Source organism: Massilia sp. BGA-UO-ETr-WB1 (genome assembly GCF_059567845.1).
On sequence record NZ_JCAQOT010000025.1, the window covers coordinates 872363 to 886175 of the forward strand.

13 protein-coding genes and 1 tRNA gene are annotated in these 13813 nt (G+C 62.9%); 9 read left to right on the forward strand and 5 right to left on the reverse strand.

What is annotated here, in order from left to right:
- Positions 1–112 precede the first annotated feature (112 nt).
- The gene (locus tag AC56DV_RS22175; RefSeq protein WP_496316379.1) at positions 113–505 is read left to right on the forward strand and encodes a RidA family protein; all 393 of its coding nucleotides are present in this window, start codon (positions 113–115) and stop codon (positions 503–505) included.
- A 7-nt stretch (positions 506–512) separates the two neighbouring features.
- On the opposite strand, the gene AC56DV_RS22180 is transcribed toward AC56DV_RS22175, so the two are convergent.
- Entirely contained in the window at positions 513–1562 is a 1050-nt protein-coding gene (locus tag AC56DV_RS22180) for a LacI family DNA-binding transcriptional regulator (RefSeq protein WP_496316380.1), read from the reverse strand.
- Between the two features lie 84 nt (positions 1563–1646).
- Between AC56DV_RS22180 and gudD the strand changes: the two genes are divergently transcribed.
- Positions 1647–2978: a glucarate dehydratase gene (gudD, locus tag AC56DV_RS22185; protein WP_496316381.1), complete on the forward strand. Its 1332-nt coding sequence runs from the start codon at positions 1647–1649 to the stop codon at positions 2976–2978.
- Between the two features lies 1 nt (position 2979).
- Here gudD and AC56DV_RS22190 read toward each other — a convergent pair whose 3' ends face one another.
- The 4 genes from AC56DV_RS22190 to AC56DV_RS22205 form a co-directional block, all read right to left on the reverse strand.
- Complete coding sequence (locus AC56DV_RS22190) at positions 2980–3687, reverse strand: substrate-binding periplasmic protein (RefSeq protein ID WP_496316382.1); 708 nt, start codon at positions 3685–3687, stop codon at positions 2980–2982.
- A gap of 146 nt (positions 3688–3833) precedes the next feature.
- A complete protein-coding gene (locus AC56DV_RS22195; RefSeq protein ID WP_496316383.1) occupies positions 3834–4601 on the reverse strand; it encodes a UDP-2,3-diacylglucosamine diphosphatase in 768 nt (255 codons plus the stop codon).
- Between the two features lie 19 nt (positions 4602–4620).
- Positions 4621–5112: a peptidylprolyl isomerase gene (locus AC56DV_RS22200; protein WP_496316384.1), complete on the reverse strand. Its 492-nt coding sequence runs from the start codon at positions 5110–5112 to the stop codon at positions 4621–4623.
- Between the two features lie 73 nt (positions 5113–5185).
- Positions 5186–5809 carry a peptidylprolyl isomerase gene (locus tag AC56DV_RS22205; protein WP_496316385.1) on the reverse strand — a complete coding sequence of 208 codons (624 nt, stop codon included), beginning with the start codon at positions 5807–5809 and terminating at the stop codon, positions 5186–5188.
- A gap of 239 nt (positions 5810–6048) precedes the next feature.
- Between AC56DV_RS22205 and cysS the strand changes: the two genes are divergently transcribed.
- The 7 genes from cysS to AC56DV_RS22240 all read left to right on the forward strand — a co-directional run bounded on the left by cysS (position 6049) and on the right by AC56DV_RS22240 (position 13686).
- Entirely contained in the window at positions 6049–7437 is a 1389-nt protein-coding gene (gene cysS / locus AC56DV_RS22210) for a cysteine--tRNA ligase (protein WP_496316386.1), read from the forward strand.
- Positions 7437–8096, forward strand: coding sequence for a DNA-3-methyladenine glycosylase family protein (locus AC56DV_RS22215; protein WP_496316387.1), 660 nt, complete (start codon positions 7437–7439; stop codon positions 8094–8096). The genes cysS and AC56DV_RS22215 overlap by 1 nt, the downstream gene beginning before the upstream one ends.
- A gap of 69 nt (positions 8097–8165) precedes the next feature.
- The gene (locus AC56DV_RS22220; protein ID WP_057155476.1) at positions 8166–9140 is read left to right on the forward strand and encodes an acetyl-CoA carboxylase carboxyltransferase subunit alpha; all 975 of its coding nucleotides are present in this window, start codon (positions 8166–8168) and stop codon (positions 9138–9140) included.
- A gap of 77 nt (positions 9141–9217) precedes the next feature.
- A complete protein-coding gene (gene tilS / locus AC56DV_RS22225) occupies positions 9218–10606 on the forward strand; it encodes a tRNA lysidine(34) synthetase TilS (protein WP_496316388.1) in 1389 nt (462 codons plus the stop codon).
- Positions 10607–10748: 142 nt separating this feature from the next.
- Positions 10749–11996 (forward strand): aspartate kinase, encoded by a 1248-nt coding sequence (locus AC56DV_RS22230; protein WP_056404513.1) that lies wholly within the window; start codon positions 10749–10751, stop codon positions 11994–11996.
- 112 nt (positions 11997–12108) lie between these two features.
- Positions 12109–12201 (forward strand) — tRNA-Ser (locus AC56DV_RS22235).
- A 234-nt stretch (positions 12202–12435) separates the two neighbouring features.
- Complete coding sequence (locus tag AC56DV_RS22240) at positions 12436–13686, forward strand: hypothetical protein (protein ID WP_496316389.1); 1251 nt, start codon at positions 12436–12438, stop codon at positions 13684–13686.
- Positions 13687–13813 lie beyond the last annotated feature (127 nt).

Sequence of the window (13813 nt, forward strand, 5' to 3'; positions counted from 1 at the left end):
GTCTCCTGTTGATTGTTTGGATTATACAAACAGTTATGGCGAAGATTGCGTGTTTATCCGCAATCCGCATGCAGGTAAAGTGTTCTCCACACTTAACCTCCAGGAGATTCCCATGACAGTACGCGACGTCGTTTTCCCGCCCGGCCGCCAGGCGCTGTATGAAAAGAACCGCTATTCGCCCGCCGTGCGGGCCGATGGCTTGCTGTTTGTGTCCGGCCAGGTCGGCAGCCGTGAAGACGGCTCGCCGGAGCCGGAACTGGAAGCCCAGGTGCGGCTCGCTTTCAAGAACCTGAACGCCATCCTGGCCGCCGCGCACTGCACCTTCGACGACGTGCTGGACGTGACAGTCTTCATCGTCGACCCCGAATCGAAGTTCGAGCGCATCTGGGGCGTGGTGCAGGAGTTCTGGGGCGGCGCGCCCCATCCCACGGTCACCGCCGTCGGCGTAACGTGGCTGTACGGTTTTCAGTTCGAAATCAAGGTCGTCGCCAAGCTGCCGGCTTGACCGCCCGCTAGCTGCTGCCGCGCTGCACCAGCTCGAAGCCGGTGTTGATGGACTTGGCGGGCGGCGTTCCCGCGCCGTCCATGCGCGCCAGGATGGCTTGCGCGGCGAGGGCGCCGATGCGGGCGCCGTCCACGCGGATGGTGGACAGCGGCGGCACGGTGTGGCTGGCAAAATTCAGGTCGCCGAAGCCCATTACCTTCAGCTGCCCGGGCACCTGCACGCCGCGTGCGGCCGCTTCGATCAGCGCGCCGTGCGCCAGCGTGTCCGAACTGCACACGATGGCGTCCAGGTTCGGATGCGCCTGCAGCAGCTGCGCCAGGCCCTCGCGGCCGAGGGGCAGGGTGCCCGGCACCGGCACGGTGTGGGTGGCCACCACGCTTACGCCCTGTTTGGCCAGCGCCGCCTGCAAGCCCTGGTTGCGGCGCGCGGCGCGCGGGTCGCCGGCAGTGAGAATGGCGAAGCGGCGGCAGCCCTGCTGCAGCAAATGCGTTGCCGTCGCGTGGCCCACTTCCTCGTGCGAAAAGCCGATCACCATGTCGATCGGCGAGGCCGTCATGTCCCAGGTTTCCACCACCGGCGTGCCGGACTGCTGCAGGCGGCGCCGCGTGTTGTCGGTGTGCAGCGTGCCGGTCAGGATGATGCCGTCCGGGCGCCGGCTCATGATGGTCTCGACCAGGACCTCCTCGCGCCACGCCTCGTAACCGGAAAAGCCCAGCAGCAGCTGGTAGCCGGCCTGCGTCAGCGCGTCGCTGGTGCCCTGGATCATGTCGGCGAAAATCTGGTTGGAAATGGTCGGCAGCACCAGCGCCACCAGCTTGCTGCGGCTGGACGCCAGCCCGCCCGACAGCATGTTCTTCACGTAGCCGGTTTCCTGCACCGCCGCCTGCACCTTGGCCAGCGTGTTCGGGCGCACCAGCTGCGGCTGGTTCAGCGCGCGCGACACCGTGATGGGCGACACGCCCGCCACCCTGGCCACATCCACCAGCGTGGCGCCGCTCACCTGCATTTGCGCGGTGGGCGTGGTGAGCAGGCGGAGTTCCGGTTTGTTTTTCTTCATGTTGTACGACGACTGCCTAAATATGATAGGATTTGATGCATAGAGCCTGAACTATATATCATTTTCAATCATTTGGAGTGCAAGATGCAGAACTCGACCCCGCTGATTACCGCGATGCGCGTCATCCCCGTGGCTGGCCGCGACAGCATGCTGCTCAACCTGAGCGGCGCCCACGGCCCTTACTTCACGCGCAACATCGTGCTCATCACGGACAGCGCCGGCCACACCGGCGTGGGCGAAGTGCCGGGCGGCGAGGCGATCCGCAAGACGCTGGAAGACGCGCAAGCCATGGTGGTGGGCCAGTCCATCGGCAACTACAAGGCCATCCTGAACGCCGCGCGCACCGCCTTCGCCGAGCGCGACTCGGGCGGGCGCGGCTTGCAGACCTTCGACCTGCGCATTGCCATCCACGCCGTCACCGCGCTGGAGTCGGCGCTGCTCGACCTGCTGGGCCAGTTCCTGAACGTGCCGGTGTGCGCCTTGCTGGGCGACGGCCAGCAGCGCAGCGAAGTGCCGGTGCTGGGCTACCTGTTCTACATCGGCGACCGCGGCGTGACCGACCTGCCGTACAACAGCGAGCCGGATGCGCCGGACGCCTGGTCGCGCCTGCGCCACGAAAAAGCCATGACGCCGGAAGCGGTGGTGGCCCTGGCCGAAGCGGCCTACGAACGCTACGGCTTCAAGGACTTCAAGCTGAAAGGCGGCGTGCTGCGCGGCGAAGAGGAAATCGAAGCGGTGACGGCGCTGGCCGGGCGTTTCCCGGACGCGCGCATCACGCTCGATCCGAACGGCGCCTGGTCGCTGAAGGACGCGATCCGCCTGTGCCGCGACCAGCACCACGTGCTGGCCTACGCCGAAGACCCGTGCGGCGCCGAGAACGGCTACTCCGGCCGCGAAGTGATGGCCGAATTCCGCCGCGCCACCGGCCTGCGCACCGCCACCAACATGATCGCCACCGACTGGCGCGAAATGGGCCACGCCATCCAGCTGCAGTCGGTGGACATCCCGCTGGCCGACCCGCACTTCTGGACCATGGAAGGTTCGGTGCGCGTGGCGCAGATGTGCAAGGAGTGGGGCCTGACCTGGGGTTCGCACTCGAACAACCATTTCGACATTTCGCTGGCCATGTTCACGCACGTCGCCGCCGCCGCGCCGGGCAACATCACCGCCATCGACACGCACTGGATCTGGCAGGACGGCCAGCGCCTCACCAAGGCGCCGCTGCAGATCGAAGGCGGCCGGATCGCCGTGCCCGCCAAGCCAGGCCTGGGCGTGGAAGTGGACATGGACGCCGTCGAAGCGGCGCACCGGGTGTATCTGGGCATGGGCCTGGGCGCGCGCGACGACGCGGTGGCGATGCAGTTCTATTTCCCCGGCTGGAAGTTCGACAACAAACGCCCGAGCTTCGTGCGCTGATCTATTTTTCCGCCGGGGCGGGCTTCGGCGTCGCGCGGATGGCCTGGTTCAATTTGTCCATGGTGGCGGCCGGCACGTCGCGGCTGCACAGGATGTAGCGTTTCAGGCCCGGCGGCAGGTCGGGCACTTCGTACTGGACCAGGCCGGCCAGCTGCATGTGGCGCGGCCTCATATAGTTCCAGTCGTTGCGGTCCGTCAGCAGGTATGAAGCGCGGCCGGCCGCCAGCATTTGCATCATGTTCGAGGCAGGCACGGTGCGGCGCATGATCTGGTTGGCGCTCCGCTTGATGCGCGCGTCCAGTTCGGCGCCGTAGGAAACGCCGTCCATGACGGCCAGCGTCAGCACGGGGTCGGCCATCATCGACGCCAGGGTGGGATGCTTGCGCACGCGCTCCAGGGCTGCCGGCGCGACCAGGATGGTCTGCGGGGGATCGGTATAAATGGGCAGGGAATACTGGGCGATCTGTTCGCGTTCCGGCAAGCGGTACCACGCTATCGAACAGTAGTTGCGGGTGCCGTCGGCGAAGCGGCTCCAGATGCGCTTATGCGGTTCGCGCACGAACTTCACCTGCACGCCGGCACTGGCGAACAATTGCTTCGTATAGGCCAGAATGAAGCCTTTTTCCAGGCCGTCTTCCAGATAATAATAAGGCGCCTTGTCGCGCCAGGCTACCGTGAGGGGCTGCGCGGAGGCCAAGGGGATAGCCAATGATGCAGCCAAAAGCAGGGGCGCAGCCAATAGTAAGCCTGGATTCATCGGACCGCACATTTCACATTGATGAAACGATTATACGCGGGGACTTGCCAATACTTCCACACGGATAATGTACCGATGTGTAACACGGCCACAGGAATTCAGGCGATGACGGAGCCGTCCAGCTGGTGGCGCGTGATGGCGCCGTCCGCGGCGATGGCGATCCAGCCGCCGCGCGGCGGCGCGGAGTGCGGCTCCCAGTCCGGCAGCACGTAGCGGCGCTTGCCGTTCACCTCGTGCAGGGCGGGGCGGTGGGTGTGGCCGTGGATCATGACGCTGGCGCCGGTCTGCTCGAAGATATCGGCAATCGCCTGCGGCGTCACGTCCATGATCTCGTAGGACTTCTCCGTGTGGGCCTTGCGGCTGTTGTCGCGCAGGCCGGCGATGATGGCCTTGCGCTGGGCCAGCGGCATGGCCAGGAATTGCTGCTGCCACGCGGGCTGGCGCACCTGGGCGCGGAACTCCATATATTTCACGTCGCCGGTGCACTGCGCGTCGCCGTGCAGCAGCACCACGCGGTGGCCGCCGATATCTGCCACCCAGGTCTCGGGCAGGATGGTGGCGCCGGAAGCGGCAGCAAAGCCGTCGCCGGCCAGGAAGTCGCGGTTGCCGGCAATCCAGAACACCGCCACACCGGCATCGCTCACGCGGCGGATGGCGGAGGTGATCTCCTGGTGGAACGGTTCGGCCAGGTCGTCGTCGCCCGCCCAGTACTCGAACAGGTCGCCGAGCAGGTAAAGCGATGCGGCGGCCGGCGCCTGCTGCTCCATGAAGGCATGGAACGCCGCCGTGATGGCGGGCTGGGCCGGCTGCAGATGCAGGTCGGAGATGAAGAGGGCGCTGATGCGCTTGGTGCCGTCGGCCTGCATCGGATGCTGCTTTGCGTAATTAAACCGCTTCGACTTTCTCGATGATGATGTCTTCCACCGGCACGTCGGCGAACATGCCGCTGCGGGTGGTTTTCACTTTTTTCATCGCGTCCACGATTTCCTGGCCTTCGGTGACTTTACCGAACACGGCGTAGCCCCAGCCGTCCTGGCCTGGGTAGTCCAGGAAGGAGTTGTTCTTCACGTTGATGAAGAACTGGGCCGATGCCGAGTGCGGCGCCGAGGTGCGGGCCATGGCCAGGGTGTACGGCTCGTTTTTCAGGCCGTTCTTGGCTTCGTTTTCCACGGTGGTGTCGGCCGGCTTCTGCTTCATGCCTGGCTCGAAACCGCCGCCCTGGATCATGAAGCCGTCGATCACGCGGTGGAAGATGGTGTTGCTGTAGTGGCCGGCGTTCATGTAGGCCAGGAAGTTCTCAACCGTTTTCGGCGCTTTTTCAGCGTCCAGCTCAGCGGTGATCTTGCCCATGTTGGTGGTGATGACGATGGTGGTCATGATGTTCCTTGAGGTAGTTATGATGTTCTGCACAGGGCCGCGACTATACAGCAGGCGCGGCCAAAGCGCTATTTTACTGCGTCACGGCGACCGGCGTTTTCAATACCGTAGCGGACGTGATGACGATGGGTTTCACGGGGATGTTCTGGAAGATGCCCTTGTCGTCCACCAGCACGCCCTTGATCTTGTCCACCACCTCGTGGCCCTTCACCACCTTGCCGAACACGGTGTAGCCGAAGCCGTCCTGGCCCGGATAGTCGAGGCCGGTGTTGTCCACCACGTTGATGAAGAACTGGGCGGTGGCCGAGTTCGGATTGCCGGTGCGGGCCATGGCCACGCTGTAGGTTTCATTCTTCAGCCCGTTCTGCGACTCGCTCACCACCGGCGGCTTGGTCGGCTTGCCCTTCAGGTCCACGGTGTAGCCGCCGGCCTGGATCATGAAGCCGTCGATCACGCGGTGGAAAATGGTGCCCTTGTAGTGGCCGCTCTTCACGTAGGACAGGAAGTTGGCCACGGATTTGGGCGCTTTTTCCTGGTTCAGTTCCAGCACGATCTCGCCCTCGGTGGTCTTCAGCGACACCTGCGGGGTAGGGTTGGGAACGGCGGGGGCGGCCGGTGCGGCAGCCACGGCGCCGGACAGGGCCACGCCGGCGAACAGGCTCATGAATTTGGCCAGCAGGGTCTTCGTGTCTTGCATATGGTCATCCTTTTTTATGTATGGTCTGATAAAACCGTACCAAGATCGGGGCAGTCCGGTTTTTATCAATGCTATACTAAGCGTTGACGTTTCATTCTAGCAAACTAGAACAACAAGATACCGAGGGTCTGTCAGTCTCCACGGCAAATGCTTGAGAGCCCGGTGCGGCACCAGAAGTGCCCGCGCCCGGTTCTCGTATTGTCCGGCTGGCTTGCACTTAACAAAAACGCAAGAGTCCGATGAGCAATTTAAAGATTTACAACACGCTGGCGCGCGAGAAGCAAACATTCGTACCGATGGAAGCGGGCAAAGTCCGCATGTATGTCTGCGGCATGACGATCTACGATTACTGCCATATCGGCCACGGCCGCATGATGATGGCGTTCGACGTGGTCTACCGCTGGCTCAAGGCATCCGGCTACGACGTGACCTACGCCCGCAACATCACGGACATCGACGACAAGATCATCAAGCGCGCGGTTGAAAACGGCGAAACCATCGGCCAGCTCACTTCGCGCTTCACCAAGTACATGGACGAGGACACCGCCGCGCTGGGCATCCAGCCGCCGACGCTGGTGCCGCGCGCCACCGAATACGTGCCGCAGATGCTGGCGCTGATCGAAAAACTGGAAGCGAAAGACCTGGCCTACCAGGGCGAAGACGGCGACGTGAACTACGCCGTGCGCAACTTCGAAGGCTACGGCAAGCTGTCCGGCAAGTCGCTGGACGACCTGCGCGCCGGCGAGCGCGTGGACGTCAACACCGGCAAGCGCGATCCGCTCGACTTCGTGCTGTGGAAGGCCTCCAAGGAGTCCGAACCGGAAGAAGTGAAATGGGACTCCAAGTGGGGCAAGGGCCGCCCGGGCTGGCACATCGAGTGCTCCGCCATGTGCGCCTCGCTGCTGGGCGACCAGTTCGACATCCACGGCGGCGGCGCGGACCTGCAGTTCCCGCACCACGAGAACGAAATCGCGCAATCGGAAGGCGCCACCGGCCACGCGCTGGCCAACTACTGGATCCACAACGGCTTCGTGCGCGTGGATAACGAAAAGATGTCCAAATCGCTGGGCAACTTCTTCACCATCCGCGACGTGCTGAAGAAGTACGACGCCGAAGTGGTGCGCTTCTTCATCCTGCGCGCCCACTACCGCAGCCCGCTGAACTACTCGGACGCCCACCTGGACGACGCCAAGGGCGCCCTGACGCGCCTGTACACGGCGCTGGACGGCGTGCAGGACGACGGCCAGCCGCTGGACTGGACCGAAGCCAACGCCCAGCGCTTCGCCGAGGCCATGGACGACGACTTCAACACGCCGATGGCGGTGTCGGTGCTGTTCGACCTGGCCACCGAGCTGAACAAATCCAAATCGCCGGCCGTGGCGCGCCAGCTGAAACAACTGGCCGCCGTACTCGGCCTGCTGGAACGCGCGCCGCAGGCCTTCCTGCAAGCCGGCGTGGGCGCCTCGGGCGACGACGCCGCCGCCATCGAGCAGCAGATCGCCGCCCGCGCCGCCGCCAAGAAGGCGCGCGACTTCGCGCTGTCGGACAAGATCCGCGCCGAGCTGCTGGCGGCCGGCATCGTCCTCGAAGACAAGCCTGACGGCACCACCAACTGGCGCCGCGCATAATGGTGAAGGCCACGGACATGATGGGGGCGCAGTCCCCAGCGGTAGCAGTGCCGCCGTACTGGGAAGAAGCCAAGCAGGAGCTCATGAAGCGCGACCGCATCATGAAAAAGCTCATCCCGCAGTTTGGCGACCTGCACCTGGTCGGCCACGACGACCCGTTCACCACCCTGGCCCGATCCATCGTCAAGCAGCAGGTCACGCCGAAAGCCGCCGCTGCCGCCTGGCAGAAGCTGCTGGCGGCCTGCCCGAAATTCACCCCGGCCGCCGTGCTCAAGGCCGGCGCCGAGGAACTGGCCGCCTGCGGCCTGTCCAAGCGCAAGACCGAATACATCCTGGACCTGGCCGACAACTTCAAGGCCAAGAAAGTCCACGCCAACCAATGGGACCAGATGGATGACGAAGCCGTCATCGCCGAACTGGTGCAGATACGTGGTATCACGCGCTGGACAGCGGAGATGTTTTTGATATTTAATCTGCTCCGTCCCAATGTTCTGCCGCTGGACGACCCCGGTCTGATCCAGGGCATCAGCCAAAACTATTTCTCCGGCGAGCCCGTTTCCCGCAGCGATGCGCGCGAAGTGTCGGCCAACTGGGAGCCCTATCGGACCGTCGCCACCTGGTATTTATGGCGTAGTCTGGACCCGGTTCCGGTAGAATAGCGAAAAATTCGCCCAGCGCGAGGCTGGCCCCCGGGCCGCCCGCCATCCGGGCCATAACACGGAGGTACAATGACCAAGACAACTTTCCTCAATTTTGAGCAACCGATTGCGGAACTCGATTCCAAAATTGAAGAACTGCGTTTCGTGCAGGACGACTCGGCCGTCGACATCTCCGAGGAGATCGACCGTCTGGCCAAGAAGAGCCAGCAGCTGACCAAAGACATCTACGCCAAGCTGACCCCCTGGCAAGTGGCGCAGATCGCGCGCCACCCGCAGCGTCCATACACCATGGACTATGTGAACGAGATCTTCACCGACTTCCATGAACTGCACGGCGACCGCACCTATGCGGACGACCAGTCCATCGTCGGCGGCCTGGCGCGCTTCAACGGCCAGGCTTGCATGGTGATCGGCCACCAGAAGGGCCGCGATACCAAAGAACGCGCCATGCGCAACTTCGGCATGCCCAAGCCGGAAGGCTACCGCAAGGCCATGCGCCTGATGAAGCTGGCCGAGAAATTCAACCTGCCGATCTTCACCTTCGTCGACACCCCGGGCGCATTCCCCGGCATCGACGCCGAAGAGCGCGGCCAGTCCGAAGCCATCGGCCACAACCTGTACGTGATGGCGGAACTGAAAGTGCCGCTGATCGCCACTATCATCGGCGAAGGCGGCTCCGGCGGCGCGCTGGCGATCGCCGTGGGCGACCAGGTGCTGATGCTGCAATACGCCACCTACTCGGTGATCTCGCCGGAAGGCTGCGCATCGATCCTGTGGAAGACCAGCGAACGCGCGGCCGACGCCGCCGAAGCCCTGGGCCTGACCGCGCACCGCCTGAAAGCCATCGGCCTGATCGACAAGATCGTCTCCGAGCCGCTGGGCGGCGCCCACCGCGACCCGAAAGCCATGGCCACCATGCTCAAGCGCGCGCTGGCCGACTCGCTGCGCCAGTTCCACGGCATGAAAACCAAGGACCTGATCAACGCCCGCCACGAAAAACTGATGAGCTACGGCAAGTTCAAAGAAACCACGCCGCAAGAGTAATTCAGCGCGCTGCAACAGCGCCGCACCCCGGGGACAGCCGCGCCAGCGCCTGTCCCCGTTTGTCATCCGGAGTTCCCATGAAAAAGCAGCAAACCGCCACCCTTGCCAGCACCTACGCCCAGGCCCTGGCCACGGCGCAGCACGGCGGCCGCATCGCCATCGCCTTGAGCGGCGGCCTCGATTCCTCCGCGCTGCTGCACCTGGCGCACGCGCACGCGAAAGAGCAGGGCATCGCCCTGTACGCCTTCCACGTCCACCACGGCATCAGCCCCAACGCCGGCGCCTGGCTGGCGCACTGCGAACAGCAATGCGCGGCCCTCGGCGTCACTTTCGAAGCGCGCCGCATCACGCTGGAAAACGCGCGCAAGAGCGGCACCGAAGCGGCTGCCCGCAAGGCCCGCTACGCCGCGCTGGGCGCCATGTGCGCCGAACACGGCGCGAACCTGCTGCTGACGGCCCACCACCAGGACGACCAGGCTGAAACCGTGCTGCTGCAGCTGCTGCGCGGCTCCGGCACCGCCGGCCTGTCCGGCATGGACGCCGCCAACACCGCCCCGGAACTGCTGCTCAACCCCGGCCTGGTCATGATGCGCCCCCTGCTGCCGGTCTCGCGCAAGCAGCTCGAAGCCTACGTGGCCGAACATGGCATCGCCCACATCGACGACGAATCCAACGACGACCCGCGCTACGCCCGCAACGCGCTGCGCCACACCGTCATGCCCGCGCTGGCGCAATACTTCCCCGGCTTCCAGGAACGCTTCGCCCGCAGCGCCCAGCACGCCCAGTCCGCCCAGCGCCTGCTGACCGAACTGGCCGAGCAGGACCTGGCCGCTGCGCTGGACGGCGACTGCCTGCAAGTGGCCGCCCTGCGCGGCATGAGCACCGACCGCGCCTACAACCTGCTGCGCCACTGGTTCGCGCTGCGCGGCCTGAGCATGCCGTCCACCGCCTGGCTGTCCGAAATGCTGGCGCAGCTGCTCGAAGCGCGGCACGACACGCAAATGCTGGTGGTGCACCCCGAAGTGGACGTGCGCCGCCACCGCGACCGCCTGCACCTGATCCCCAAGCTGCCGGAAATCGCCGGCACCCGCGAAGACCAGTTCGACGACTCGCCCGGCCAGGACTTCCGCTGGAACGGAGAAAGTTCCCTGGAATTCCCCGACTACGGCGGCGTGCTGCACATCGAGCCGGCCGAGCAGGGCATCGACGCCGCCTGGCTGCGCAGCCAATACCTCACCATCGAGTTCCGGCGCGGCGGCGAGCGGCTCAAGCCGGCCGGGAACCGCCCCACGCGCGCCCTCAAATACCACTACCAGGCGCTGGGCATCCCGGCCTGGGAGCGCGGCCGCCTGCCGGTGCTCAAAACCCAGGCGCAATTGCTTTTTGCCGCCGGAATAGGCATGGACTGCCAGCAAGTGGGGCAGGGCGGCGGCGAACGTGTGGTTTTTCGCTGGGAATCAAAATAAAATTCGGTACTGCGGCGATTTAGTATGTCCATATGCCAATACTGTATGACGTCATAACTTTTTTGGCTTGTCGTTTCGCACTGCAACATGTAGAGTTACAAGCCCTCCCTTTTTTCAATCTTCGAGCGGAAACATCACTGTTATGGCTTTAATCGTTCACAAATATGGCGGAACGTCGATGGGATCGACCGACCGCATCAAGAACGTCGCGCGCCGCGTCGCCAAATGGCACGACGCAGGACACCAGATCGTCGTTGTACCGTCGGCCATGTCCGGCGAGACCAACCGTCTGATCGCGCTGGCAAAGGAAATTCAAAACCCGCCCGACCCGCGTGAACTGGACATGATCGCCTCCACCGGCGAGCAAGTCTCCGTGGGTCTGCTGTCGATGGCGCTGCAAGCCATTGGCAAGGCAGCGGTCTCCTACGCCGGCTGGCAAGTGGCGATTAAAACCGACTCCGCCTTCACCAAAGCCCGCATTCAATCGATCGACGACGAGCGCGTGCGCAAAGACCTCGACGCCGGCAAGATCGTCATCATCACCGGCTTCCAGGGCGTGGACGACAACGACAACATCGCCACCCTGGGCCGCGGCGGTTCGGACACCTCGGCCGTGGCGATCGCCGCCGCGCTGAAGGCCGCCGAATGCCTGATCTACACCGACGTCGACGGCGTGTACACGACCGACCCGCGCGTGGTATCGGAAGCGCGCCGCCTGAAGGCGATCACGTTCGAAGAAATGCTGGAACTGGCCTCGCTGGGCTCGAAAGTGCTGCAGACGCGTTCGGTCGAATTCGCGGGCAACTACCGCGTACCGACGCGCGTCCTGTCGTCGCTGACCGATCCGCTGATGGATCTCGCCACCGAAGCCAACTCCGGCACCCTGATTTCGTTTGAGGAAGACACCAACATGGAACAAGCAGTCATCTCCGGCATCGCCTTCAACCGCGACGAAGCCAAAATCACCGTGCTGGGCGTGCCGGACCGTCCGGGCGTGGCCTACCACATCCTCGGCCCGGTAGCCGACGCCAATATCGAAGTGGACATGATCATACAGAATCAGTCCGTGGACGGTAAAACCGACTTCACCTTCACCGTGTCGCGCAACGACTACCAAAAGGCGATCGACGTACTGGAAGGGCAGAAAGCCGAGATCGGCTACAGCACCCTGGTGGGCGACGCCAAGGTATCGAAGATCTCCGTGGTCGGCGTGGGCATGCGCTCGCACGTTGGCGTAGCGTCGCAAATGTTCCGCACCCTGAGCGAAGAAAACATCAACATCATGATGATTTCGACCTCCGAGATCAAGATTTCGGTACTGATCGACGAAAAGTACATGGAACTGGCCGTACGCGCACTGCACAAGGCATTCGAGCTGGAAAAAGAGTGAAAAAAAGATGGCCCGTTTCCTTGACCAAACGAGGGGTGGGCCAGTAAGATAGCGCTCGTCTGATCCGAAGCGGAAACGTGGAGGAAAAGGCAAATAGTTGAGTAATCAGCTAGGAGACGTGGCCGAGTGGCCGAAGGCACATCCCTGCTAAGGATGCATACGGCTTATACCTGTATCGTGGGTTCGAATCCCACCGTCTCCGCCAGAACAAATAAAAACGGGCTCCCCTGCGGGAGCCCGTTTTTATTTGTTCGGACGGAGACGGTGGGATTCGAAGACGGAGCCCCCTGGCGGGGGCGAGGCTATCCGAATCGCCCATCTGCTGCGCGCTACGCGCCGGCGCATGCGCCGGCCCCCGCGCGCCGAGGGCGCGCGACGCATGAATCCCCGAGTCCCCCAATATGATACGATCATTGCATATTACACAACGGGAGACGCCATGCCCCTCCACCGGATTGCCTTCGCACTTGCCCTCATAACAGCCTGCCTGCAAGCACCCGCCGCCGCACAAGCCGGCGCCACTGCGCCCCCAGCAAACCCCACAGGCATCGTCACCCCAGCCCCGCCCGGCACCCCAGCACCCCCCGCAGGTTTCGTCGTAGTCCAAACCACCTACCTGGAAAACATGGTCTCCGCGCAAAAGGCCACCCTGGAAGCCGTCGCCGCGACATCGCAAGCCGCCATCACCGCAGCCAAAGACAAAGAAGAATGGATGGTGAGACTGATCCAAACCATCGGCATCATCTTCTCCATCGTCGCGGCGATTCTCACCTACTTCGGCATCACCAAGTACGCCGAAGTAAGCAAGTGGCTGAAAGAAATCGAAGCCCTGAATAAGAAAGCGCGCGAAAGCAGCGAAGAGATGATAAAAAATGCGAAAAAAGTAGAGCGCGACGCCAAGTTGGTGGAAACGGCCGTCAAGGATTTTCAGATCAAGGAAAGCGCCTTGACTGCCAAGATAGAAAAGGCCGACCAGGCCGCCGATGCATTCGCCGAAAAGCTGAGCGAAATCGAAGAACTCTTCACGGGCATGCACTCGCAAAAGCTCATCCTGGACACCCTGCGCGCCAGCGACCAAAAGATCAAAGAAGCACATGCCGTACTGGACGAAACCAAGGCCCTGTATGGCATTGCCGAGAAGCACAAGAATGAGCGGGTGAAGTCCTACCTGGCGGCTTCGCTCTCGCTGATCTACATGTACGCAGAGCTATGGGAAGAGGCCAGCACGTACGGCAAAATCGCGCTGACCTGCAACCCCAGAAACTGGGACGACCGCGTCTACAATTTGGCCTGCATTTATGCTGTTAAATTCGACAAAATGCATAACGAAGCGGACAAACAGGAAGCCACCGCTCTCATCAGGCAGTACTTCGAAAAGGACGGAAAGGCATCGGTCGCGGCCGGCGATATCAGCGACGCCCTGGACGATACCGAGTTGCGCCCCATCAAAGATGACATCGAAACGATGGCGCTGGAGTACGGCAAAGCGTACGACGTGGCACGGATCTACGCCATCAGATTCCAGAAGCGGAATAACCCGGCCGACAAGCAGCAGGCCGTCAAACTGTTGACGCAGTATATTGAGCAGGGAAGAGCAAGCGGCGCCAAGGATGGCATCGCGCAGGCACTGGAGGACCAGGACTTCCTATCAATCAAGGTTGATATCGAAGCAATGAAGCACAGCGGATAGCAGGGTAGTAGCATGTACGGGGCGCGCACTTGCACGCCCCATTGCACCGGATTAGCAGCCTGGTTCTTTGATCATCATAAGGTCTACTCCTTAGTCCAATTCGTCAGTCACGACGTGATATCAAATC

Excerpts from the sequence above, each read along its gene's own strand:
- AC56DV_RS22220 (WP_057155476.1), top strand. The coding sequence starts at position 8,166 with ATGACCAAGACAACTTTCCTCAATTTTGAGCAACCGATTGCGGAACTC.
- AC56DV_RS22205 (WP_496316385.1), bottom strand. The coding sequence starts at position 5,809 with ATGCAAGACACGAAGACCCTGCTGGCCAAATTCATGAGCCTGTTCGCC.
- gudD (WP_496316381.1), top strand. The coding sequence starts at position 1,647 with ATGCAGAACTCGACCCCGCTGATTACCGCGATGCGCGTCATCCCCGTG.
- AC56DV_RS22230 (WP_056404513.1), top strand. The coding sequence starts at position 10,749 with ATGGCTTTAATCGTTCACAAATATGGCGGAACGTCGATGGGATCGACC.
- AC56DV_RS22240 (WP_496316389.1), top strand. The coding sequence starts at position 12,436 with ATGCCCCTCCACCGGATTGCCTTCGCACTTGCCCTCATAACAGCCTGC.
- AC56DV_RS22200 (WP_496316384.1), bottom strand. The coding sequence starts at position 5,112 with ATGACCACCATCGTCATCACCACCAACATGGGCAAGATCACCGCTGAG.
- AC56DV_RS22180 (WP_496316380.1), bottom strand. The coding sequence starts at position 1,562 with ATGAAGAAAAACAAACCGGAACTCCGCCTGCTCACCACGCCCACCGCG.
- AC56DV_RS22195 (WP_496316383.1), bottom strand. The coding sequence starts at position 4,601 with ATGCAGGCCGACGGCACCAAGCGCATCAGCGCCCTCTTCATCTCCGAC.
- AC56DV_RS22215 (WP_496316387.1), top strand. The coding sequence starts at position 7,437 with ATGGTGAAGGCCACGGACATGATGGGGGCGCAGTCCCCAGCGGTAGCA.
- cysS (WP_496316386.1), top strand. The coding sequence starts at position 6,049 with ATGAGCAATTTAAAGATTTACAACACGCTGGCGCGCGAGAAGCAAACA.
- AC56DV_RS22175 (WP_496316379.1), top strand. The coding sequence starts at position 113 with ATGACAGTACGCGACGTCGTTTTCCCGCCCGGCCGCCAGGCGCTGTAT.
- tilS (WP_496316388.1), top strand. The coding sequence starts at position 9,218 with ATGAAAAAGCAGCAAACCGCCACCCTTGCCAGCACCTACGCCCAGGCC.